This is a genomic window from Mesorhizobium sp. ESP-6-4 (assembly GCF_020164735.1).
Taxonomy (GTDB): Bacteria; Pseudomonadota; Alphaproteobacteria; order Rhizobiales; family Rhizobiaceae; genus Mesorhizobium.
On record NZ_JAIUGS010000009.1, the window covers coordinates 74,168 to 95,581 of the forward strand.

Below are 21,414 nucleotides of genomic sequence, written 5' to 3' on the forward strand. Positions count from 1 at the left end.
AGTCGGACGGGTCGAGGGGTTTGGGGGGACTTGGGGGGTGACCCGTCGATCCAATAATGCTCCACGCGGATGATGGTTCCGTGACCGGCGAAATATTTTTATGAACCCGCCGATTTCGCCTTCAGCCAGTCGCGTCCGGCATGCGCAAAGACCGCGCAAAGCACGATGGCTCCGCCGATGATGCTGGCCATCGGTGGGAGTTCGCCCAGAAACAGCAGGGCAAACAGGATGGCGAACGGCACCTCGGCGGAACCGAGCAGGCCGGCTTCCGCCGACGGGATCAGCCGCGAGCCTTCCGTCCACAGGATCGAGGCGAGCGCGAAAGAGCAGCCGAAGGTGGCAAGCAGTGCCACGTCGCGGGCGGATACGGCCAGCGGATCGGTGATGAACCAGCCGAGCACGAAAAGCAGGAAGGCCGAGACAGCGCCCGCCCAGACGACCGGCGAGTCGCGAAAAGCGCGCACCATGATCATGTAGAGCGCGCTGCCGGCGGTCATCAGCAGCGCCAGGGCGTCGCCGAACAGGTGCCCGCTGCCGAGGCCGGCGCCCACCATGATGGCGACGCCGCAAAGCGATACGGCCGCCGCGATCATCGTCTGCAGCCGGAATTTTTCCCGCACCAGAAGGAAGGCGAGCAGTGCGGCGATGAAGGGCGAGGTGGCGTAGATCACCGCGACATTGGCGACATAGGTGAATTTGAAGGCCGAGATGAAGGCGATGCTGGCCGCGGCGCCCTCGACCGCGAGCAGCCAGCCGCGCCAGCCGAGTTTCAGGCTTTCGCGGCCGCCCGAGCGGCGCCGGCGCCACAGCACGTAGGAACTGATCAGGATCGAGCCGAAAAAACCGCGCCAGCAGGTGATGGTCAGCGGATCGGCATGGATCGACTTGGTCAACACGCCGGTGAGCGCGAAGGCGATCGCCGATGCCGACACCAGGATGATGCCGAGCGTGCGCTCGGCAGCCACGTCGGCGGCGGCAGGCGCAAGCTTTTCCGGCATGTCGAGCGTGTCCGTCATGGCGCCAGCCTACCCAGTTGCTCCTGACAGCCTTCCGTCATGAGGCCTGCTCCCGTCTGCGGAAATGCTCGTTGCCGACGATGAGCAGGCCGGCGCCGATGATCAGCGCCGCGCCCATGAACACTTCCGTGCGCGGCACGTCGCCCCAGATGGCGTAGCCCAGCGCGAAGGCCCAGACCAGCGAGGTGTATTCGAACGGCGCAATAATCGACACCGGCGCGCGCTTCATGCCTTCGAACAGCGCATATTGCGCCACCCCGCCGAGTGCCCCGACGCTGACAAGCAAAAGAAGCTGCCGCCAATCGGGCATGCGCCACCAAAGCAGCGCCGGCACGGCCGAGAAGAGCAGGAAATAGAAATTGTTGAGCACGAGCTGGATCGTCGTGCGTTCCTGCAGCGCTGTCTTGCGCAGCAGCACCACGGCGATCCCCCAAAGGACGGCCGCTGCCAGCACCAGGAGCACCGGCACGGAGAAGCCGAGCCGGGTCGGATCGCAGGCGATGAAGACGCCGACGAAGCCGATGAACACCGCCAGCCAGCGCAGCAGCGGCACCGTCTCGCCCAGGATCAGCACGGACAGCACGGTGACGATGATCGGCGCGGCGTAATAGATGGTGGTGAGCTCGGCAAGCTGCAGCGAGCGCGCGGCGTTGTAGTAGCAAAGCCAGGCGGAGAGCGTGAAGGCGCTGCGCAACAGCATCGGCCTGACGATCGGCGAATCGATCGTGTCGGCGAACAGCCGCCTGCCGCCGACCGCGCCGCAGGCGAGGAGCACGGTGATCGAGCGGACGAGCATGATCTGCCAGACCGTCATGCCGGCGACCAGGAGCTTGATCGAGGCATCCTGCGCCGAAAACAGGAAATAGGCGGCGGCCATGAACAGGATGCCGGCCAGCACCCTTTCGCGGCTTTCCAGGATGACGACATCGGCCATAAGGGCTCAGCGTGTTTGCGTGAGGCGGTTCCGCCCCGGTCGGGACCGTTGCTCCAGCTATAGGGGCGAAAGCTTGCACTGCGCTGCTCCAGCGCAGCGCTTGCGTTGGCGCAGGGATGGCAATCGAGGCACGGGGTGGTAGCGTGGGAAAGCAAGGCGGAGGAGCGTCGGGTGAAGGCAGTCGTTATGGCGGGCGCGATCCTGAGCGCGATCGCGGGGACGTCCGGAGCGGAGACCGTCTATCGTTACAAGCACGGGCCCTCGACGATGTGCGGCATCCACGGCGCCGACAGCGGCGATTTTCTCAGGCAGGTGCGGGCGCAGGGCAGTCTCCATCAAGCCCCGGCTTCAGAGCGGTTCGACTTGTTCGTTTCGGATGATGGACTGACGCAGTGGGTTTTCACAAAGCCCTCCGAGAAGGCCTATCCTGCCGTGACATGCAGGCGGTTCGACAAGGATCAGCAAGGCAACTGGATTGCGAACCGGGAACTTCGCTGCGAGACGGATAGCCCTGTCTGCGACAGGCTGGCCGATGAGTGGACGAGCAACTGCGCCGCTCGCTGGCAAACGGCAAATAAAGTGTTCGCATGACCTACGACAAGCCTACCGATCCAAATCTCGACCGCGCTTTTTGTTCTTCTGAGGTCATCATGACGAGAACGCCGCCAATCCGCTGCATTCGCGCGACGAACCTGCCCGGCTTTGCCCTGATGCAGGCGCGGGTCGCCTGCGCGCGTGACCTGCCATTATTGCGTCGCCTGATAGAGCTCCGATGCCGCGTCCTTCAGCGCGCGCCGTCCGTCCGGCCGCAGATACATCATGTGGCCGCCGTCGACGACGTCGAGCCGGATCGGCTTGGCATCTGACAGCGAAGGAAGCTGGTTCACCAGATAGCGCGAGGCGAGATAGGGCGTGACGAGATCGGTATAGCCGTTGACGATGACGACACCCAGCGCCGGGTTGAGCGAGCGGGCGCGCTGGAGGTCGTTCATCACACCGGCATAGCCCTGGCCTGATGTGCCGTAATCCCAGCTGCGGCTGACCTCGCCATTGAGCAGCCGGTAGCTGACGTCGGTGCGGTAGTTCAGCTCGTCGCGGGCGTAAGCGACGAAGGCGGAGGTCAGCACCGGAACGCTGCGGTCGAGCACCGGGTCGAGGCCGGCCTCACGGGCGCTTTGCGGCGCGATGTCGGCAGTGCCGATGGTGCCGTCGTAGGGGCTCAGAACCTTGCCCGTGGCGCGCTGGAATTCCTTGGCGAAAAGCCCGATAGGGATGCGGGCGAAATTGCGCTGGACGAGCTCCAGCGGCAGGCCGGCGATCTCCGATACGCGCCCGCTGGCGAGCTTGCTGCCTTGCTCCAGCCCGCTGTTCAGCGCCGTCAGGTAATCGCCGAGCGCATAATGCTCGACCTCGGCCAACCTGTCGCGCAACGCGTCGCCGCTCACGCCGTCGCCCTTCAGCCGCGTTGCCGCCAGCGAAGGCAGCTCCAGCGCCCAGTGCAGCTGGTCGAATTGGTCGGGCCGCACCAGCATGAATTCCAGCGCCGGCGAGATCAGCACGATGCCGCTGGGGCTGAGGCCGACATCCTCCTGCAGCGTGCGGGCAAGCAGCGCCGCGCGAAAGCCGCCATAGCTCTCGCCGGCGAGGAACAGCGGCGATCCGGTGCGGCCGTTCTGCGCCAGATAGAGGCGGATGAAGGCGCCGACCGAGCTGGCGTCGGCATCGACGCTCCAGAATTCCTTCGGCTCGTGCCCAGGCGCTTCGCGGCTGTATCCGGTGCCGACCGGATCGACGAAGACGAGATCGCTCATGTCGAGCCAGCTGTCGGGATTGTCGATAAGCTTTTGCGGCGGCCGCAGGAACTCGCCGTTGGCGGCGGTCTCGACGATGCGCGGCCCGATCGCGCCGAGATGCAGGTAAGCCGACGCAGCACCGGGCCCGCCGTTGAAGACAAAGGTGATCGGCCGCTCCTTCGCCGGGGCGGGCGATTGCTGCGAGTAGGCGACATAGAAGATCTCGGCCGTCACCTCGCCCTTGCCGGATAGGAGCGACAGCGTGCCGGCCTTGGCCTGGTAATCCAGCTTGCGCCCGCCGAGCGTGATCGAATGCTCGGTCACCTGTGGTGGCGGCAGCAGCGACAGCACGCCGCCGGTCGGGGCTGGACGCTCGGGTGCTTCGGCGAAGGTGGGCTGAGCGAAGGCGGCGACCGCCAGCAGGATGAGGGAGACGAGCTTGGATCGCATGTGGGCTCCGCTTGGATGGCATCCGCAAAAGTATGGCCGGGGCGAGGGAAGTCAAAGGGGCGCGGCGCAGAAGCTGCCAATCTCCCCCCTTGCGGGGGAGATGCCCGGCAGGGCAGAGGGGGGTGTGACGGAACTCGACCCCTGATTGACTCGTCTTGCTACAGGAACTTCTGTCCGAGTTCGCGCGCTGTGAACAGCTGACATGATGGCGGGACAGCACCCCCCTCTGTCCTGCCGGACATCTCCCCCGCAAGGGGGGAGATCAGCCGTCATGTTTAGTCTTCGCCAACTTTTCAAGCTGGGAGGGATGATAGTCGGCGGCAAGCTTTCCTAGCTCTGACAGTGCTATAAAGGCATCAAAGACGTATCGGAAGGACTACAAAATGGACTCCACCGCCCTCAAGGCCATGCAGGCCCCGTTGAAGGACGCCTATCGCGAGGATGCCGCAAGGGCGCTGATCACGCTGAAGGCCCGCGGCACGCTCGACGACCAGTCGATCGCCTGCAAGGTGGAGACCGGTAGGGCGCTTGCTGTCGCCGGGCTTCATCCGGCCACCGGCGGCTCGGGCCTCGAGCTGTGCTCGGGAGACATGCTGCTGGAAGCGCTGGTCGCCTGCGCCGGCGTGACGCTGAAAGCGGTGGCGACCGCCTTGGAGTTCAAGCTCGGCAACGCTACCGTCGAGGCCGAGGGCGATCTCGATTTTCGCGGCACGCTGGGCGTCGCCCACGACGCGCCGGTCGGCTTCCGCGAGATAAGACTGAAATTCGATCTCGACACCGACGAGCCGCAAGAGCGCATCGATTCGCTCATCAAGCTCACCGAGCGCTACTGCGTGGTGTTCCAGACGATCAACAACAAGCCGGCGTTGAGCGTGAGCGCGCGGCGCTGAAACGACGCCTCGCGCTACTGCGCCGAGGGCGTTTCCGCATCCCCTTCATCGGTAAACGGCGAGGCGCTCGGCACGCATTGCACGGCCCAGCCCTGAGGGGTCGGCTGCTTCTGATATTCGGTGATGGCGTTGGTGCATTGTTCGCGGGTGTCGAAGGTGCTGGGCAGCACCACCATGCCGCCCTGCGGGCCGGCGATCACCAGATACCAGACCAACGCTACGCTGGGAGTAGCAGCCATGGGAATTCCTCGCTTTGAAATGTCGGAGTCGGGCTGATCCTAGCAACTCCCATGGAGCAGCGAAAGCAGCGAGGCGGCACACGCTTTCGCCGCCCCGTTCACAGACCCGTGAATAGAGGGGTCGCGACGCCTCAGGCACCCAGGCTTTATTCCGGCTGCCGGTAGGCGACGAAGCGGTTGTGCTTGGCCTGGAAGATCAGGCCGGTTTCCTTCAGTTCCGGGCTTGCCAGGGGCACGATGCGCTTGGCGATCTCGGACGGATGCGGCAGCGTCTCCGGGTCTTCGCCGGGCATGGCCTGCGCCCGCATTGCGGTGCGGGTTGCGCCCGGATCGGCGGCGTTCACCCTCAGCGGCAGGCTCTCGGTTTCATGTGCCCAGGAACGCATCATCGTTTCGACCGCCGCTTTCGAGGCCGCGTAGGGCGCCCAGAAGGCGCGCGCCGAATGCGCCGCATTGGACGACAGGATGATGGCGCGGCCGGCGTCGGAGAGCCTGAGCAGCGGATCGACCGAGCGGATCAGCCGCCAGGTCGCCGTCACGTTGATGGTCATCACCTTCTCGAAGGTCTTGGCCTCGACATGGCCGATCGGCGAGATGACGCCGAGCACGCCGGCATTGGCGACCAGGACATCGAGCTTGCCCCAGCGCTCATGGATCGCGCCGCCCAGCCGGTCGATGCCGGCCATGTCGGCAAGATCGAGCGGCACCAGCGTCGCCTGGCCGCGGCCGTCGGCCTTGATCTGGTCGTCCAGCTCTTCCAGCCCGCCGACCGTGCGCGCCACCGCGATCACATGCGCGCCTGCTGCCGCCAGCTCCCTGGCGATGAAATAGCCGATGCCGCGCGAGGCGCCGGTTACGACCGCCACGCGGCCGGAAAGGTCGAGGGTCATGTGAGAGATTCCATAAGGCGCGAGACAGCTCGGCGATGGCAAATGATAGTCCGGGCGCCTACGCCCCGCCGCTCGCCAGCAGCGACAGCGTGCGCACATTGTCGTGGCCTTCGAAGTCGAGCAGGCGGGTGGGGTACTGTCCCGTGAAGCAGGCGTCGCAGAATTGCGGCTGGTCGTTGTCGCGGCCGGCCTCGCCGACGGCGCGGTAGAGCCCGTCGATCGACAGGAAGCCGAGCGAATCGACGCGGATGAACTCCGCCATCTCCTCGACCGACATGCGCGACGCAAGCAGCTTCGACTTCTCCGGCGTGTCGACGCCGTAGAAGCAGGACGCGCTGGTCGGCGGCGAGGCGATGCGCATATGCACTTCCCTGGCGCCGGCGTCGCGCACCATCTGGACGATCTTCTGGCTGGTGGTGCCGCGCACGATCGAATCGTCGACCAGCACTACGCGCTTGCCCTCGATCATGCGGCGGTTGGCGTTGTGCTTGAGCTTCACGCCCATGTGGCGGATGGAATCGCCTGGTTGGATGAAGGTGCGGCCGACATAATGATTGCGAATGATGCCGAGCTCGAAGGGAATGCCGGCGGCCTGGGAGAAGCCGATCGCGGCCGGCGTGCCGGAATCCGGCACCGGCACGACGATGTCGGCCTCGACCGGGCTTTCCTGCGCGAGTTCCGCGCCGATGCGCTTCCTCACATCATAGACGTTGCGGCCTTCGACCGAGGAATCCGGCCGCGCGAAATAGACATATTCGAAGATGCAGAAGCGCGTCTTCTGCGGCTCGAACGGGAAGATGCTCTCGATGCCCTTCGCGGTGACCACCACCATCTCGCCGGGCTTGATGTCGCGCACGAAGCGGGCGCCGATGATGTCGAGCGCGCAGGTTTCGGACGCCAGGATCCAGGCGCCGTCGAGGTCGCCAAGCACCAGCGGGCGGATGCCGAGCGGATCGCGGCAGCCGATCATCTTCTTGGCGGTCATCGCCACCAGCGAGAAGGCGCCTTCGACCTGGCGGATCGCATCGATGAAACGCGAATTCAAATCGCGCTCCTTGCTGGTCGCGACCAGATGCAGCAGCGTCTCTGTGTCGGAGGTCGAGGAGAAGATCGAGCCCTGCTTCTGCAGCGCGCGCTGCACGGTGAGCGCGTTGGTGAGGTTGCCGTTGTGGGCCACGGCAAGACCGCCTTCCGCGAGCTCGGCGAAGAAGGGCTGGATGTTGCGCAGCCCGGCGCCGCCGGTGGTGGCGTAGCGCGTGTGGCCGATCGCGCGGTTGCCTTGCAGGCTGTCGATGACGCGCTGTTTGGTGAAGGTATCGCCGATCAGGCCGACATGGCGTTCGACGTGGAACTGGGTGCCGTCATAGGAGACGATGCCGGCCGCTTCCTGGCCACGATGCTGCAGGGCATGAAGGCCGAGTGTGACGATGGCCGCCGCGTCCTGCCGGCCGAAGATGCCGAACACGCCGCATTCGTCATGAAAATGATCGTCGGCCTCGGCGGAAAGGACCTTGCCTTCATCTGCCGTTGAGTCTGCCATCTGGTGCTCAAGCTCCGCTAAAGCCGTCATATAAGGCGATCTATCGCCGAACGCAACGCACGCTTTTTTGCATTCACAACCGGCACCAGGCCGGCCTGCGATCAGTTTGCCGGCGCTGGAGCCGGGGCGGGTGCTGGCGTGGCCGGCGCCGGCTCGTTGTCGGCAGGCGCCTCGCCCTCGCTGTCGTCTGGCGCCGGCGCGTTGTCGTCGCCTGCCGGCGGCTCGGCCGCGGGCTGGTCGGTCGTGGCGGGCGCGCCGGCCTGCGGCGTGCCCTTGTGCGTGTATTTGTTGACCAGTTCCTCGGTGTTCTCCGGCAGCACGCTTTCGAGCTTGGCGCCGATCGTCTCCAGCAACGGCCGCGACTTGGCGTTGGCGATCCAGGCAGGCGCCTTGGCGCCGGCCAGCCAGTTGAAGAACAGCAGCGCCACCGCGACCACCAGGATGCCGCGCGCCGCGCCATAGAGAAAGCCGAGCGTGCGGTCGAGCGCGCCGATGCGCGAATCGATGATCCAGTCGGCGAGCTTCATGGTGATGACGGAGACGACGATCAGCGCGATGAGGAAGACGATGCCCGCCGAAGCCGCCATCGCGATCTTGTCGTTGTCGACATAGGGCTGAACATAGGGCAGGACCGGCTTGTAGAAGAAGAAAGCCGCCGCCGCCGCCGCCGCCCAGGAAACCACCGAGAGCACTTCGCGGGAGAAGCCGCGCACCATGGCGAGCATTGCTGAGACCAGGGTGAAGCCGACGAGGATTCCGTCTAGCAGCGTAATCGGCATGGTTCTCGCCCCACTTCCTGTCTTACGGCCCGACGAGCCGCATCACTCCCCGTCGTCGGCACGACCCCGCCGTGAGCCGGCTATGCGCGCCACGAGGTCGGCAAGCTCGGTGGGCTGGAAAGCGCCGGCCCCGATCCCCCCGGCAAGTTCCTCGCTGCCGAGCGGCAGCACCGCGCTTCCAAAACCCAGCTTTTCGGCTTCCTTGAGGCGCTGCTGCGCATGCGCAACCGGCCTCACGGCGCCCGATAGGCTGATTTCGCCGAAATAGACGCAATCGGCGGGAAGGGCAAGACCGGTGAGTGACGAAACCAGCGCCGCGGCGACCGCGAGATCGGCCGCCGGCTCAGAGATGCGGTAGCCGCCGGCGACGTTGAGATAGACGTCGTGCTGGCCGAAGCGGACGCCGCAATGCGCCTCCAGCACGGCGAGTACCATCGACAGCCGCGCGCCGTCCCAGCCGACGACGGCGCGGCGCGGCGTGCCGAGCGAGGAGGGCGCGACCAGCGCCTGGATCTCGACCAGCACCGGCCTTGTGCCTTCCATGCCCGCGAAAACCGCGGCGCCCGGCGACTTCGCGTGGCGTTCGCCGAGGAAAAGCTCGGACGGATTGGAGACCTCGCGCAGGCCTTTGTCCGACATTTCGAACACGCCGATCTCGTCGGTCGGTCCGAAACGGTTCTTCACCGTGCGCAGGATGCGGAAGTGGTGGTTGCCTTCGCCTTCGAAATAGAGCACGCCGTCAACCATGTGCTCGACGACGCGAGGGCCGGCGATCTGGCCTTCCTTGGTGACATGGCCGACGAGCACGATCGCCGCGCCTGTGGATTTCGCGTAGCGGATCATCGCCTGGGCGGCGGCGCGCACCTGGGTGACGGTGCCCGGGGCCGAATCGGCAAGATCGGTCCACAGCGTCTGGATGGAGTCGAGGATGACGAGGTCCGGCCGCTTGCCGTCGGCGATGGTCGCCAGGATGTCCTCGACATTGGTTTCGGCCGCAAGCTCGACCGGCGTCGAGGCGACGCCGAGGCGTTGTGCCCGCAGCCGGATCTGCGCCACCGCTTCCTCGCCCGAGACATAGACGATGCGGTGGCCTTTCGAGGCGAGCGCGGCGGCTGCCTGCGTCAAGAGCGTCGACTTGCCGATGCCGGGATCGCCGCCGACCAGAAGGGCCGAGCCGCGCACGAAGCCGCCGCCGGTGGCGCGGTCGAGCTCGCCGATGCCCGACACGATGCGCGGCGCGTCCTCGATGTCGCCCGACAGGCTGGTCAGCACCACGGCACGCCCTTTGCGGGCGTTGCGCGCGTTGGCCGGCCCCGAGCCGATGCCGCCGGACGTGCCTTCCTCAACCAGCGTGTTCCACTCACCGCAGGCATCGCATTTGCCGGCCCAGCGCTGATGCACCGAGCCGCAATTCTGGCAGATGAATTGAACGCGCGATTTGGCCATTAGGGACGGCCCAACATTGGATAGGCCGGCGGGACAGCGCCCCCCTCTGTCCTGCCGGACATCTCCCCCTCTAGGGGGGAGATCGGCAGTTTCGCCGACGGCGCCCATCTTGCAACGTCGGCGATTGGCGAAAGCCGATGCGACATCCAATCTCCCCCCTTGAGGGGGAGATGTCCGGCAGGACAGAGAGGGGGGTGACGGAGTGAGACCTGTCTCAACTCACTCGAACCTCTCCGGCAGATGATGCTCTTCCGCCAGATCCGAGAACCGCGTGAATTCACCGTGGAAGGCCAGGCTGACGGTACCGGTCGGTCCGTGGCGCTGCTTGGCGATGATGCACTCGGCCTTGCCGCGCGCCTCGTTCATCTCGTTTTCCCACTTGATGTATTCCTCGGTGCCGAGCTTCGGCTCGCGGTTCTTGAGGTAATATTCCTCGCGATAGACGAACAGCACCACGTCGGCGTCCTGCTCGATGGAGCCGGATTCGCGCAGGTCCGAGAGCTGCGGGCGCTTGTCGTCGCGGCTTTCGACCTGACGCGACAGCTGCGACAGCGCGATGATCGGCACGCCGAGCTCCTTGGCCAGAGCCTTCAGGCCCGTGGTGATCTCGGTGATTTCCTGCACGCGGTTCTGCGAGGCGCGCGCGGAGGAGCCCTGCATCAGCTGGATATAGTCGATGACGATGAGGTCGAGGCCGCGCTGGCGCTTCAGACGCCGCGCGCGGGCGGAAAGCTGCGCGATCGAGATACCGCCGGTCTGGTCGATGAACAGCGGGATCTTCTGCATCGTCTGCGAGCAGGCGACCAGTTTTTCGAAATCCATCTCGGTGATCTCGCCGCGGCGGATCTTCGAGGACGAGATCTCGGTCTGCTCGGAGATGATGCGGGTGGCCAGCTGCTCCGACGACATTTCGAGCGAGAAGAAGCCGACGACGCCGCCATTGGCGGCCTTGAAGCTGCCATCGGCTTGCTGCGCCGGAACGTAAGCCTCGGCAATGTTGAAGGCGATGTTGGTGGCCAACGAGGTCTTGCCCATGCCCGGACGTCCGGCGAGCACGATCAGGTCGGAGGGCTGCAGGCCGCCCATGCGGCGATCGAGGTCGCGCAGTCCGGTGGCGATGCCCGACAGGTGGCCGTCACGCATATAGGCGGCGTTGGCCATGTCGACGGCGGTCTTGACCGCATCGTTGAAGCTCTCGAAGCCGCCATCATAGCGGCCGGTTTCGGCAAGCTCGAACAGCCGCCGTTCGGCATCCTCGATCTGGTCGGAGGGCGACATGTCGACCGGCGCGTCATAGGCGATGTTGACCATGTCCTCGCCGACGGTGATCAGCGCGCGGCGCGTCGCAAGGTCGTAGATGGCGCGGCCATAATCGGTGGCGTTGACGACGGTGACGGCCTCGACGGCGAGGCGCACGACATATTGCGCCACCGTCATGTCGCCGACCTTCTCGTCGGCCGGCAGGAAGGTCTTGAGCGTGATCGGCGTCGCGATCTTGCCCATGCGGATGAGCTCGGCCGCGATCTCGAAGATGCGGCGGTGCAGCGGCTCGTAGAAATGCGCCGGCTTCAAGAAATCGGAGACACGATAGAAGGCGTCGTTGTTGACGAGGATGGCGCCGAGCAGCGCCTGCTCGGCCTCGATGTTGTTCGGTGCCTCGCGATAGAGCGGCGTTTCCGCCGCGCCGAATTTCAGTGCCGCCTCTGCCATGATATCCCCGGTTTCGATCCCGCTGTCCTCGATATCAGAACGGGAAGAATAGGTGCTGACCTTTCTGCAACAGTAAGATTCCGACTTACTTTGATACTCGCGATTCACAGCAAAATTTTTTCGTGGAAAGAATCGTCATTGACTCGAATCGAAGAGGCTGAAGATAGCGCTTCGAACGAGAACAAAACAAGAAAATTCCTATCCGAGTGTATCGCCCCAGTCCGCCCGTCGCGCGGCCCTGTACACGTCCCCGTCGCGCTTGCTGAACAGGCGCTCGCCGGCGCTGCCGTCCGGCTGGCAGAGTTTTAGCACCACCTTGCCGGAGCCCCCCTTTGGCGGCGCGATCACCCGCGCCGAATGCGCAGGCGCGGGCTGCCGGGAGGCGGCGAGGTAGATGAACTTCTCGTCCTCCCATGGCACCTCGGCCTCCTTGACCAGGCGATGCAGGCGCGACCGGGCGACGCGGCGCGCGAAATGGCACCAGTCGGGCGGAGCAAGCGGGCAGGGCGCTGCGTGCGGGCAGGGTGCCGAAACATGCGCGCCAGCCGCGATCAGTTGCCGGCGCGCGGCAAGGATGCGCTGCCAGCCGGCGGGCGTGCCGGGCTCGACGATGAGCAATGTGTCGACCGTGAGCCGCCAGAGGCGGTCGATGAGGCTCGGCAGGGATAAAGGCACGATCTCGTCCAGCACATAGGCGGCGCTGACGAGGCCGGCGGGCATGATGCCGTCGAGATCGATGGTCGCGTCGCCGGCGATCCAGTCGGCGCGGGCCGTGATCGCGCCTTCCGCGAGCGCCTGGCCGACCCTGCGCACAGCAGCGCTTGCCTCGACAAGCACCGCCCGTTCCAGCTCAGGCCAGGCGTCGGTCGTGGCCCAAAGCATGGTGCCAGGTCCAGCGCCGACATCGAGCAGGCTCGCCGGCCGGAAGTCGGGGCGAACCTCGATCAAGGCATCGAGGCTGGCGCGCACAGCGGCATAAGTGGCGGGCAGCCGCGTCGCCAGATAGGCCTTGACGGCCATGTCTTCGCCCATATGCAGGCGGCCGTCGCGCAGCTCGGCGCGGTAGCGCTCCGAGAGCGTCCGCGCCGCCTGCTTCAGCGCCGGCAATGGTACCTTCCCCAAGAGGCTGTCGACGCCTTGCCGGAGCGGGGCGGGCAGTTCCATCTCAGGCTCCCCTTGGAGCGAGCAGGATGACCGAGGCGCCGACGATGCAGAGCGCAGCGCCGGCCAGATCCCAGCGGTCGGGACGCACGCCTTCGACCAGCCACAGCCAGCCGAGCGAGGCGGCGATGTAGATCCCGCCATAAGCGGCGTAGGCGCGGCCCGCCGCATCCGTGCCGACCAGCGACAGCAGCGACGCGAACAGCGCCAGCGAAATGAGGCCGGGGAGAAGCCAGAGCGCCGACTTCTCCAGCCGCCACCACGCCCAGAACGAAAAGCAGCCGGCGATCTCGGCAAGAGCGGCTGCGGTGTAGATGAGGTAGGTCATGAAAAAAGGTCTCGCGAACGAGACCTTTTTCGTGGCGTCAGGCCGCAATGGCAAGCGGCATTGCGCGGCTACCCCACCTTCTTGCGGCGGGTCGGCTTGGAGGGCGCCGGCGCCGCCGGCTCCTGGTGGCCGATATCGCGCAGCTCCAGCGCCTTCTCGCATTTGGCCATGTAGTCGCGCGTCATCGGCAGCGTGTCGTTCTTCTTGGCGATCTGGAACTGGAAGATCACCAGGTCCTGCCAGCGGAAGGCGGCCTCGGAAGCGGCGAGATAGAACTCCCACATGCGGCAGAAGCGCTCGTCATAGATCGCTTTCGCCTTGTCGCGGTTGGCGGCGAAGCGCTCGCCCCAATGCTTGAGCGTGTCGGCGTAATGCAGCCGCAGGATTTCGATATCGGTGACGACGAGGCCCGACTTCTCGATCGCCGGCATCACCTCCGACATCGCAGGGATGTAGCCGCCCGGGAAAATGTATTTGCGGACGAAGGCGCTGGTCGCCCACGGCACGCCGGAACGGCCGATGGTATGGAGCAGCATCACGCCGTCGGGCTTGAGCAGCGTCGCGGCCTTGTCGAAGAAGGTGCGGTAGTGATTGACGCCGACATGCTCGAACATGCCGACCGAGACGATGCGGTCGAAACGTTCGTTGATGTGGCGATAATCCTTGAGTTCGAAATGCACGCGGTCCTGCAGGCCCTGCGCATGCGCGCGGTCGGTGGCGACGCCATGCTGTTCGGTGGAGAGGGTGACGCCCTGCACGTCGACGTCGAAGACCTTGGCGAGATAGAGGCCCAGCCCGCCCCAGCCGGAGCCGATGTCGAGCACGGTCTGGCCGGCCTTGAGCCTCAGCTTGGCGGCGATGTGGCGCTTCTTGGCAAGCTGCGCCTCGTCGAGCGTCATGTCGGGCTGTTCGAAATAGGCGCAGGAATACTGCATGTCCTCGTCGAGGAAGAGCTTGTAGAGCTCGCCCGAGAGATCGTAGTGGCGTTCGACGTTGCGGCGCGAGCGCGCGGCGGTGTTGATCTGCTGCAGCCGGCGGAAGGCGTGGCGCAGCCCCTCGATCGCCTTCGACCAGGTCACGTCGATGCCGCTCGATCCCATGTTCTGGAACGCGATGCGCATCAGGCCGAGAACGCCGCCCTCGATCACGTCGAGCTCACCGTCCATATAGGCTTCGGGCACCGCCAGCATCGGATCGAAGGTGATGGCGCGCTCGGCATGCGTGGTCTTGATGTGGATATGCACCGGCTCGCCGCTGCCGTCGCCGAACTTGTGCGTCGCGCCCTTCGGTCCGGTCACCTTGAGGTCGCCGGCGCGCACCAGGCGCTCGAGAACGTGTTTCAACAGGATATTCATGACCAAATGTCCCCTCAGTCGGATCACCCGGTAATCGGACTGGAATGCCAGATCGAAAATGCCACGGCGCCTCGCCCGCGTCCAATCGACGCGCCACGCTGTAATGTGCACAAGATATGGGGTGTCGAAAAGTTCCTTTTGGCACAAAAAAGCCCGGGTCGAAGACCCGGGCGTTGGTCCAGAAATCCTGGACGTCTGCGAGCCGAAGCGACGCTTCGGAGGATGTGCCAAATCAGGTCCAGAGATCAGGCGTTCTCTTCGCCGCCTTCGAATTCGGCGTTCGGGTCGAAGAAATTCTCCGGCCGGGCGTTGTCGTTGATGTCCTCGCCATAGATGGCTTCGGCGGTGGTCAGCGTCTCGCCCTTGGCCTGGCGCTCCGCCTCGTCGGCCGAACGGGCGACGTTGAGCGTCACGGTGACCTCGACTTCCGGATGCAGCGCGATCGCCACGTTGGAGAGGCCGATGGTCTTGATTGGCTGGTTGAGCTCGACCTGGTTGCGGTTGACGGTGAAGCCTTCGGCGATCAGCAGATCGGCGATGTCGCGGGTCGACACCGAGCCGTAGAGCTGACCGGTCTCGCCGGCCGAGCGCACCACGATGAAGCTCTTGCCGTCGAGCTTCTCGGCGACCTGCGCGGCCTCCGACTTACGCTCCAGGTTGCGGGCTTCGAGCTGGGCGCGCTGGCCCTCGAACTTCTTCTTGTTGGCTTCGTTGGCGCGCAGCGCCTTGCCCTGCGGCAGCAGGAAATTGCGGGCGAACCCGTCCTTGACCTTGACGGTCTCGCCCATCTGGCCGAGGCGGGAAATGCGCTCGAGGAGAATGACTTCCATGGTTTCGTTCCTTCGGTTGGCGCCGGCCGGAAGGCTGGCGCAATGATCTGGAACAGGTCAGGAAGCTCTTTGCGGCGCTCGCCGCTCTTGTCGCTGTCCTGCCTGTCCTGGCAGTTAGAGGCCATCCGGCCCCAACTCGGGATCTGATTTGAACCGCGGCGCCCGTCGCCGTGGGTGGGGATGCGGGCGCCAAGCGCCCGCATCGAAGTTTCAGGCCTCAGCGAACCACATAGGGCAGCAGGCCGAGGAAGCGGGCGCGCTTGATCGCCTTGGCGAGCTCGCGCTGCTTCTTCTGGCTGACGGCGGTGATGCGCGAGGGCACGATCTTGCCGCGTTCGGAAATGTAGCGCTGCAGGAGACGCACGTCCTTGTAGTCGATCTTGGGCGCGTTGGCGCCGGAGAACGGGCAGGTCTTGCGGCGGCGGTGGAAGGGGCGCCGGGTCGGGATCTGGTTGATGTCGACCATTATTCTGCACCTCCTTCAACGCCTTCGCGCGGACGGCGCGGGCCACGGTCGCCGCCGTCACGGTCGCCGAACGAACGCGGGCCGCGGTCACCGCGGTCGCGGTCGCCGAACGAACGCGGGCCACGGTCGCGGTCGCCGAAGCCGCCGCGCTCGGAGCGCTCTTCGCGCTTCTGCATCATCGCCGAGGCGCCTTCCTCATGCGCTTCCACCTTGATGGTGAGGAAGCGAAGGACGTCTTCCGACAGGCCCATCTGGCGCTCCATTTCGTTGAGCGCGGCCGGCGGGCAGGTGATGTCCATCAGCGTGTAGTAAGCCTTCCGGTTCTTCTTGACCCGGTAGGTGAGGGACTTCAGTCCCCAGTTCTCGATCCGGCCGACCGAGCCGCCATTCGCCGTGATGACGCCCTTGTACTGTTCGACAAGCGCATCAACCTGCTGCTGCGACAGGTCCTGCCGGGCAAGAAACACATGTTCGTAAAGAGCCATTATGTTTAAGTGCCTTTCTTCGTTTCTCTCACCGGCCCTCGCGGCTAAGCCTCTGCAACTTGTCTGACCCGTTCGCGAAAGAGCGGGGAAGAAAGGAGCATCACGAGACGGTCGAGAGCGGAGACACGGGAGGCTGGAAGCCCTTCCGGCTTCGTGTCGCGACCTTCGAAAAGGCCGCGGCCCTCCGTTCAGCCCCCAGCAAGGACCGGCAGATTGCGCGGGTCTATATAGCAATTCGCCAGGAAGGCAAGGCCCGGCCTGCGTCGCCGATGCCGCGGACCTGCGAACCGGCCGTTTCGTTTACACGACAGATTGATGCTTTTGCTGGGACCGGAGCGCTGCCCGGCCGACACGGCAAGTCAGATCCTGCGGAGCGCTTCAGCGGGGAGAAGGCGCGTGGCGCGCCAAGCCGGGTAGAGTGCGCCGAGCGGACCGGCGATGAAGACGAAGATCAGCGCCTGGGCGATCGACCAGCCCGACAGATAAGGCACGATCAGCCCCGCCGCGAACCTTGTCTTCGCCGCCGCTTCCATGGTCAGGGCGCCGAGAACGATGCCGATAACGCCGCCGGCTGCGCTCATGAAGACGCCTTCGATGAGGATGAGCCGAAGAATCCGCCGCGGCGCCCAGCCAAGCGCCGCCAGAACACCAATCTCGAACGTCCGTTCGTTCACGGCCATCAGAAGCGTGTTGGCGACCGCAACCGAGGCCATCGCCATGACGACCAGCGAAATCGTGCGGGCGATCGCCCGAAGTAGATCGAAGATGCGGATGCTGTTGGCGAACTGCTCGGTGTCGACGACCACGAATCCCGGCGCGGCTGCAACGAGCCGGGTGCGGGCAGCGGCGATGCCGTCGGCGTCGAGCGGGCGCTTCAGTCTCACCTCGAACAAGGTAAAGGCGTCCTCCCGCGACAGGAGCTGCTGCAGCCCCTCGAGCGGAACGATGGCGCTGTTCTGGTTCAGCATGGACGAGAACGACGCGATGCCGACGATCCGATAGGGCTGGAACTGCAGCTCGACGGTATCGCCGACCCGCTTGTCCAATGCGCCGGCGATCGATTGGCCAAGGATCACTGGCCACTGGTCCCCCGGCACAGGGAGCCGCCCCGCCACGAGCGGCACGTCTTTCCACAGGAAGCTGCCGCTTGGCCAGCCGGCCATGACGATATTGGCGTCCTCGTCGGCGGTGGTGATGTTGAGGAGAACGCCCGACACCGCCTCGACATTCGGCACCGCCGAAAGCGCCGGGCCGAGCGCTCTGGGCACGGTGCTGCTCACCAAATTGAAAGTGCTGCGCTGGCTAACCACCAGATCCGCGCCGTTCTCATCGATTCCCGACGCAAATGAGCGCTGGACGCCGGCGGTCAGGCCGGTAAGCGCCACGAAGCCGGCGACCGCCAAGGCGATGCCGAGCACCGTGAGCAAAGTGCGCAGCGGACGTGCGATGAGACCGCGCAAGGGCAGGGTCAGCTCCGTCATGGGCTAGCCGATCCGCGATGCCGGTGCGGGCGCTGAGATTGCCGCCGCTCGGCTGTCCAAGCGGATGCGGCCATCCGAGATCTCGACCCGGCGTCCGCACAACGCGGCCACGTCCTCGTCATGGGTCACCACGATTACTGCGGTCCCGAACTCGCGCTGCGCATTGCCGATGATGTCCATGACGGATTGGCTTGTCTGCACGTCGAGGCTTCCCGTCGGCTCGTCGGCAAGAAGAAGTTTCGGACGGTTGGCCAGCGCCCGCGCAATTGCAAGGCGCTGGCGTTCGCCGCCGGAAAGCTCGGCCGGCTGCAGCGTAGCGCGATCGGCAAGACCGAAATGCGCCAGAAGTTCCAGCGCGCGGGCGCGACGCTGCCGCGCTCCGCCGAGGTTTCCCAGCAGAGCCACCTCGATGTTCTCGCGCGCCGACAAAGAGGGGAGCAGGCAGAAGTTCTGGAAGACGATGCCGATCCTGCTGGCTCGGACCGCTGCCCACGCAGCGCTTCCATTGACGGCCCGTCCTTCGAACCGAACTTCGCCGCGGGTCGGCCGGTCGAGCCCGCAGACCAGGTTCAGGATCGTCGATTTGCCGCTGCCGCTGCGGCCGACAATCGCGACGGTCTCGTCATTCCCGATTGCGAGCGACACGTCGTCGACGGCGACGATGCGGCCGCCGTCAAAATCGCGGCCGACATTGCTCAATTCGACGAGGGAGGACATGGGCGCCGGCGAGGAGTCATACCCGGCCTTTCCTGAGATCGACGACAAGCGCAGGGATCGAGCCGCCATTGCCGGCGAGGATCTGGCCGATGCGGTCCCGCTGCCGCACGGTCACCGACCCGCCGTCGACAAGGACATCGCCGATACAGAGTTGCCCGCGGCAGCGGCGGACACGCCAGTCCACGGACGTCGGGCCGCGGAGCTGCCGGCGGAATTCGCTGCGCACCAGTATGTCGCCATTGGCCAGAGCCTTTGTGCCGAGCACCGTGAAAGTCTTGTCCTGCGTCCGTTCCAGCTTGTCGGCCAGCCCGTGTGCGATGGCATAAAGAAGCGCATCGACCACCGCGGCGCGGTCGTCCGCGCTCGCGCTGCGCCAACGCGTCCCGAGCACGGCTTGGGCAATTCCCTTTCCGTCAAAGGCCGCTGAGATCGAGCGGAGCTGCGCCTCGGCGGGCCCGCCGCGCCCGAGCACGAGCGCCGCCTGGCGCACGGTCTCAACCAGCTTGATCGCATCGCCCTGCTCGTCGGCAACCGCCGAGATCGGCGGGGCGCAGATGCTGAGCAACAGAGGGACGAGCAACAGCCGGGCCAAACCTGCCCAGCTTGCGTATGACCATGGGCCTGCCGTCATGATGCCATGTCATCCAATGCGCGGTTTGCTGTCAATATTGAGCGCCCCGGGAGGCAGCGCAGGCGCATGCCCGAAACCGGAAGCGAGCGGTTCGAGGCGGGCTACGCGCGCTTTCTGCCCTTCCGTCAGGTCGGGATGGCGGTTGCGCGGCTGTTTGCCGAACGTCGCGGCGACTTGCAGCATGCGCTCCTCGCAGCCTTGGGAGAATGGCAGGCCCAGTTCGCGGTAGATCCGCTTCATCTCGCCCATCGGATCGGCAATCAGATCCTGTAGCCTCACCTCGGCGAGGTCGGCGGCTGGAATCCGGGTTCTATCAGCCAGATAGTGCATCTCCGTCGCGAGATATTCGCTGGCGATGATCTCTTCCTGCTCGTGCTCGGGCAGCGGCGGCTGCAGGGCGAACGCACGCTGCAACTCGCGCGTCAGAACAAGGTTGGACCGGAACACCGCTTCCGGCGAACGCGAGATGTGGACAAACTTGGCGCCAGGGAACAGCTCCAAAAGGTGACGGACGCGCGCCGTGTGGCTCGGCGACTTGAGCAGAAGTCGCCGCCCTCCGGCAACGAGCGTGAGCTTCTGCACGAAAACGAGCTGATGTGAGCGCCAGCGGTTCAGCTCTTGCGCCGAAAGCGAGTCGAGATCCTGATACCGATTGAAGAAGGCTTGCCGGCGGGGAAGCACGGCGCGTCCCGCCAGGATCGACATTCCACCCAAATTGTTCAATGCGAAGTCGTCCTCCGCCGGCAGCCTGGCGCCAACCGGCACGACCGCGTCGAGGCGCGTCAACGGCAGCAAGGGCACGAAAAGATAGCGCAGCAGGGCCCAGCCAAGGACGAATGTCTGAGGCGCCAGGACCTGCGGCCAGCCCGGCGATCTCAGGTCCGGGTCCGCCGACAGCAGGTTCTGCAAAAAAGTCGTCCCGGAGCGGAAGTAGCCAAGAACGAACACAGGCGCGTTATCCGGTTCCATCCGGGGAGGTCGCAGCCGCAGCCATGCCCCAAGGATCACGCGCTCCGGCAGGGAGGCGATCGTGTTGATGCCCGAAATCAGGAACAGGAGCATCAGGCGCGGCCAATAAGCGGGAGGCAGCCGGCCTTCCGCACGCCATAGGACCCGCAACACGGCGTCAAGAGGTGCCACACACATGAAGTGCGGATACGGCAGGTAGGGCACCAGCCAACGGGCTGCGAAAGCACGGACGCGGTGCCGGATGGCGTTCGACTTCATCAGGCAGTCCGGAACATCATGGTCTCGGTGGTCAATCCCGGCCCGAACGCCATGCCGCAGCCGAGCAAGCCCGACGGCTCCTTCAGCATTTCAGCCATCGCGAACATTACGGTGGCCGACGACATGTTGCCGTATTGCCGGAGCACTTCGCGCGATGCGGCGAGCGCAGTCGGCTTCAGTTCGAGCGCCCGCTCGACCGCGTCGAGCACCGAGCGGCCGCCGGGATGGACCGCCCACAAATCGATCTCCTTGGCGGGCCTGCCGCCGAGGATCGCCCGATGCTCGTTGCGCAGCGTCTCACGGACAGCACCGGGAACCTGGCCCGACAGCACCATGTCAAAGCCGTCGTCGCGGATATTCCAGCTCATCAGCTCCTTGCGCTCCGCCGCCACGATCGCGTGGAAGCTTTCGAGCAGGATGCCGTGCGGCTCGGCTGTCACCAGCGAGGCCGCGCAACCGTCGCCCCATAGACAGAACGAGATCAGCTTCTCGAGCTCCGTGGCCTCCTTGAAATGCAGCGTGCACAATTCGATGTTGACGATCAGCACGCGGGCCTTCGGATCCGATCGCACGATGTGGCGCGACAGCTTCAAGGCGTTGATGGCGGCATAGCATCCCATGAAGCCGATTATGGTGCGCTCGACCGACGTCGACAGGCCGCATCGCTGCACCAGCTCGAGGTCGATGCCGGGCGCCGAAAAGCCGGTGCAGCTCGTCACGATCAAATGCGTGATCAGCGAGCGGTCGTCGTTGGCCAGAAGTCTGTCGACGGCCCTTTGCGCGAGCTCCGGTGCGGCGGCTTCGTACATCCGCATACGCATTGCGGTGCTGGCGAACGAGCCTCTGACCGAGGTGCCGTCGCGGTCGATTGCCCCGCCGCGCGGATCGTCGGCAGGCGCAAAGCAGGAATAGCGATGTTCGATCCCGGCCAGAGCGACCATTCGCTCGAAGAGCGCAAGGCGCTGCGCGTCGTTTTCAAGCAGCGAGGCTCCATAGCCGAGGAAGAACCGATGCACGTCATGTTCGGGGACACACGTGGCAATGCC

At 65.4% G+C, this 21,414-nt stretch carries 22 protein-coding genes; 2 read left to right on the forward strand and 20 right to left on the reverse strand.

The genetic code is table 11. The features are described 5' to 3' along the window. Positions 1-98 precede the first annotated feature (98 nt). Together LB523_RS18000 and LB523_RS18005 are read right to left on the reverse strand one after the other, a co-directional pair. Positions 99-1,016 (reverse strand): DMT family transporter, encoded by a 918-nt coding sequence (locus LB523_RS18000; protein ID WP_224605503.1) that lies wholly within the window; start codon positions 1,014-1,016, stop codon positions 99-101. Positions 1,017-1,053: 37 nt separating this feature from the next. After that, positions 1,054-1,950, reverse strand: a complete 897-nt coding sequence (locus LB523_RS18005; RefSeq protein ID WP_224605505.1) for a DMT family transporter — start codon at positions 1,948-1,950, stop codon at positions 1,054-1,056. Between the two features lie 171 nt (positions 1,951-2,121). Here LB523_RS18005 and LB523_RS18010 point away from each other — a divergent pair, with 171 nt between their 5' ends. Further along, a complete protein-coding gene (locus tag LB523_RS18010) occupies positions 2,122-2,541 on the forward strand; it encodes a hypothetical protein (protein WP_224605508.1) in 420 nt (139 codons plus the stop codon). Positions 2,542-2,696: 155 nt separating this feature from the next. Here LB523_RS18010 and LB523_RS18015 read toward each other — a convergent pair whose 3' ends face one another. Further along, entirely contained in the window at positions 2,697-4,193 is a 1,497-nt protein-coding gene (locus tag LB523_RS18015; RefSeq protein ID WP_224605511.1) for a S10 family peptidase, read from the reverse strand. Between the two features lie 383 nt (positions 4,194-4,576). Between LB523_RS18015 and LB523_RS18020 the strand changes: the two genes are divergently transcribed. After that, a complete protein-coding gene (locus LB523_RS18020) occupies positions 4,577-5,083 on the forward strand; it encodes an OsmC family protein (protein WP_224605514.1) in 507 nt (168 codons plus the stop codon). A gap of 14 nt (positions 5,084-5,097) precedes the next feature. Here LB523_RS18020 and LB523_RS18025 read toward each other — a convergent pair whose 3' ends face one another. From LB523_RS18025 to LB523_RS18105, 17 genes are all read right to left on the reverse strand, one after another. Next, positions 5,098-5,322, reverse strand: a complete 225-nt coding sequence (locus LB523_RS18025; RefSeq protein WP_041008353.1) for a hypothetical protein — start codon at positions 5,320-5,322, stop codon at positions 5,098-5,100. Positions 5,323-5,468: 146 nt separating this feature from the next. Next, on the reverse strand, positions 5,469-6,212 hold the full coding sequence (locus tag LB523_RS18030; protein WP_224605529.1) for an SDR family NAD(P)-dependent oxidoreductase: 744 nt from the start codon (positions 6,210-6,212) through the stop codon (positions 5,469-5,471). Positions 6,213-6,270: 58 nt separating this feature from the next. Further along, positions 6,271-7,752 (reverse strand): amidophosphoribosyltransferase, encoded by a 1,482-nt coding sequence (gene purF, locus LB523_RS18035; RefSeq protein ID WP_224544086.1) that lies wholly within the window; start codon positions 7,750-7,752, stop codon positions 6,271-6,273. Between the two features lie 101 nt (positions 7,753-7,853). Next, positions 7,854-8,531 (reverse strand): CvpA family protein, encoded by a 678-nt coding sequence (locus LB523_RS18040; RefSeq protein WP_140636064.1) that lies wholly within the window; start codon positions 8,529-8,531, stop codon positions 7,854-7,856. Between the two features lie 42 nt (positions 8,532-8,573). Then, positions 8,574-9,977, reverse strand: coding sequence for a DNA repair protein RadA (gene radA, locus LB523_RS18045; protein ID WP_224605532.1), 1,404 nt, complete (start codon positions 9,975-9,977; stop codon positions 8,574-8,576). Between the two features lie 219 nt (positions 9,978-10,196). Beyond that, positions 10,197-11,687 (reverse strand): replicative DNA helicase, encoded by a 1,491-nt coding sequence (locus LB523_RS18050; RefSeq protein ID WP_095766996.1) that lies wholly within the window; start codon positions 11,685-11,687, stop codon positions 10,197-10,199. Positions 11,688-11,885: 198 nt separating this feature from the next. Then, positions 11,886-12,851: a small ribosomal subunit Rsm22 family protein gene (locus tag LB523_RS18055; RefSeq protein WP_224605535.1), complete on the reverse strand. Its 966-nt coding sequence runs from the start codon at positions 12,849-12,851 to the stop codon at positions 11,886-11,888. A gap of 1 nt (position 12,852) precedes the next feature. Further along, positions 12,853-13,176 (reverse strand): YnfA family protein, encoded by a 324-nt coding sequence (locus LB523_RS18060; RefSeq protein ID WP_224605537.1) that lies wholly within the window; start codon positions 13,174-13,176, stop codon positions 12,853-12,855. Positions 13,177-13,244: 68 nt separating this feature from the next. Next, on the reverse strand, positions 13,245-14,531 hold the full coding sequence (locus LB523_RS18065) for an SAM-dependent methyltransferase (RefSeq protein WP_095766999.1): 1,287 nt from the start codon (positions 14,529-14,531) through the stop codon (positions 13,245-13,247). Between the two features lie 245 nt (positions 14,532-14,776). Continuing rightward, positions 14,777-15,361, reverse strand: coding sequence for a 50S ribosomal protein L9 (rplI, locus tag LB523_RS18070; RefSeq protein WP_095767000.1), 585 nt, complete (start codon positions 15,359-15,361; stop codon positions 14,777-14,779). 217 nt (positions 15,362-15,578) lie between these two features. Next, positions 15,579-15,827: a 30S ribosomal protein S18 gene (gene rpsR / locus LB523_RS18075; protein ID WP_006203718.1), complete on the reverse strand. Its 249-nt coding sequence runs from the start codon at positions 15,825-15,827 to the stop codon at positions 15,579-15,581. After that, positions 15,827-16,312, reverse strand: a complete 486-nt coding sequence (gene rpsF / locus LB523_RS18080; protein ID WP_095767001.1) for a 30S ribosomal protein S6 — start codon at positions 16,310-16,312, stop codon at positions 15,827-15,829. Before rpsF ends, rpsR begins: the two co-directional genes overlap by 1 nt. Before the next feature lie 359 nt (positions 16,313-16,671). After that, complete coding sequence (locus LB523_RS18085; RefSeq protein WP_224605540.1) at positions 16,672-17,793, reverse strand: ABC transporter permease; 1,122 nt, start codon at positions 17,791-17,793, stop codon at positions 16,672-16,674. 3 nt (positions 17,794-17,796) lie between these two features. Next, positions 17,797-18,510 (reverse strand): ABC transporter ATP-binding protein, encoded by a 714-nt coding sequence (locus LB523_RS18090; RefSeq protein ID WP_224605543.1) that lies wholly within the window; start codon positions 18,508-18,510, stop codon positions 17,797-17,799. A 16-nt stretch (positions 18,511-18,526) separates the two neighbouring features. Next, positions 18,527-19,102, reverse strand: coding sequence for an ABC transporter substrate-binding protein (locus LB523_RS18095; protein WP_224605546.1), 576 nt, complete (start codon positions 19,100-19,102; stop codon positions 18,527-18,529). Positions 19,103-19,150: 48 nt separating this feature from the next. Then, the gene (locus tag LB523_RS18100; RefSeq protein WP_224605554.1) at positions 19,151-20,368 is read right to left on the reverse strand and encodes a sulfotransferase family protein; all 1,218 of its coding nucleotides are present in this window, start codon (positions 20,366-20,368) and stop codon (positions 19,151-19,153) included. Then, complete coding sequence (locus LB523_RS18105) at positions 20,368-21,384, reverse strand: type III polyketide synthase (RefSeq protein WP_318011874.1); 1,017 nt, start codon at positions 21,382-21,384, stop codon at positions 20,368-20,370. Before LB523_RS18105 ends, LB523_RS18100 begins: the two co-directional genes overlap by 1 nt. Between the last annotated feature and the right edge of the window lie 30 nt (positions 21,385-21,414).

What these genes read in the sequence shown, in the direction of transcription:
- LB523_RS18005 (WP_224605505.1), bottom strand. Translation starts at nt 1,950, where the DNA reads ATGGCCGATGTCGTCATCCTGGAAAGCCGCGAAAGGGTGCTGGCCGGC.
- rpsF (WP_095767001.1), bottom strand. Translation starts at nt 16,312, where the DNA reads ATGGCTCTTTACGAACATGTGTTTCTTGCCCGGCAGGACCTGTCGCAG.
- LB523_RS18015 (WP_224605511.1), bottom strand. Translation starts at nt 4,193, where the DNA reads ATGCGATCCAAGCTCGTCTCCCTCATCCTGCTGGCGGTCGCCGCCTTC.
- radA (WP_224605532.1), bottom strand. Translation starts at nt 9,977, where the DNA reads ATGGCCAAATCGCGCGTTCAATTCATCTGCCAGAATTGCGGCTCGGTG.
- rpsR (WP_006203718.1), bottom strand. Translation starts at nt 15,827, where the DNA reads ATGGTCGACATCAACCAGATCCCGACCCGGCGCCCCTTCCACCGCCGC.
- LB523_RS18085 (WP_224605540.1), bottom strand. Translation starts at nt 17,793, where the DNA reads ATGACGGAGCTGACCCTGCCCTTGCGCGGTCTCATCGCACGTCCGCTG.
- LB523_RS18090 (WP_224605543.1), bottom strand. Translation starts at nt 18,510, where the DNA reads ATGTCCTCCCTCGTCGAATTGAGCAATGTCGGCCGCGATTTTGACGGC.
- LB523_RS18040 (WP_140636064.1), bottom strand. Translation starts at nt 8,531, where the DNA reads ATGCCGATTACGCTGCTAGACGGAATCCTCGTCGGCTTCACCCTGGTC.
- LB523_RS18000 (WP_224605503.1), bottom strand. Translation starts at nt 1,016, where the DNA reads ATGACGGACACGCTCGACATGCCGGAAAAGCTTGCGCCTGCCGCCGCC.
- LB523_RS18065 (WP_095766999.1), bottom strand. Translation starts at nt 14,531, where the DNA reads ATGAATATCCTGTTGAAACACGTTCTCGAGCGCCTGGTGCGCGCCGGC.
- LB523_RS18055 (WP_224605535.1), bottom strand. Translation starts at nt 12,851, where the DNA reads ATGGAACTGCCCGCCCCGCTCCGGCAAGGCGTCGACAGCCTCTTGGGG.
- LB523_RS18025 (WP_041008353.1), bottom strand. Translation starts at nt 5,322, where the DNA reads ATGGCTGCTACTCCCAGCGTAGCGTTGGTCTGGTATCTGGTGATCGCC.
- LB523_RS18020 (WP_224605514.1), top strand. Translation starts at nt 4,577, where the DNA reads ATGGACTCCACCGCCCTCAAGGCCATGCAGGCCCCGTTGAAGGACGCC.
- LB523_RS18050 (WP_095766996.1), bottom strand. Translation starts at nt 11,687, where the DNA reads ATGGCAGAGGCGGCACTGAAATTCGGCGCGGCGGAAACGCCGCTCTAT.
- rplI (WP_095767000.1), bottom strand. Translation starts at nt 15,361, where the DNA reads ATGGAAGTCATTCTCCTCGAGCGCATTTCCCGCCTCGGCCAGATGGGC.
- purF (WP_224544086.1), bottom strand. Translation starts at nt 7,752, where the DNA reads ATGGCAGACTCAACGGCAGATGAAGGCAAGGTCCTTTCCGCCGAGGCC.
- LB523_RS18030 (WP_224605529.1), bottom strand. Translation starts at nt 6,212, where the DNA reads ATGACCCTCGACCTTTCCGGCCGCGTGGCGGTCGTAACCGGCGCCTCG.
- LB523_RS18100 (WP_224605554.1), bottom strand. Translation starts at nt 20,368, where the DNA reads ATGAAGTCGAACGCCATCCGGCACCGCGTCCGTGCTTTCGCAGCCCGT.
- LB523_RS18060 (WP_224605537.1), bottom strand. Translation starts at nt 13,176, where the DNA reads ATGACCTACCTCATCTACACCGCAGCCGCTCTTGCCGAGATCGCCGGC.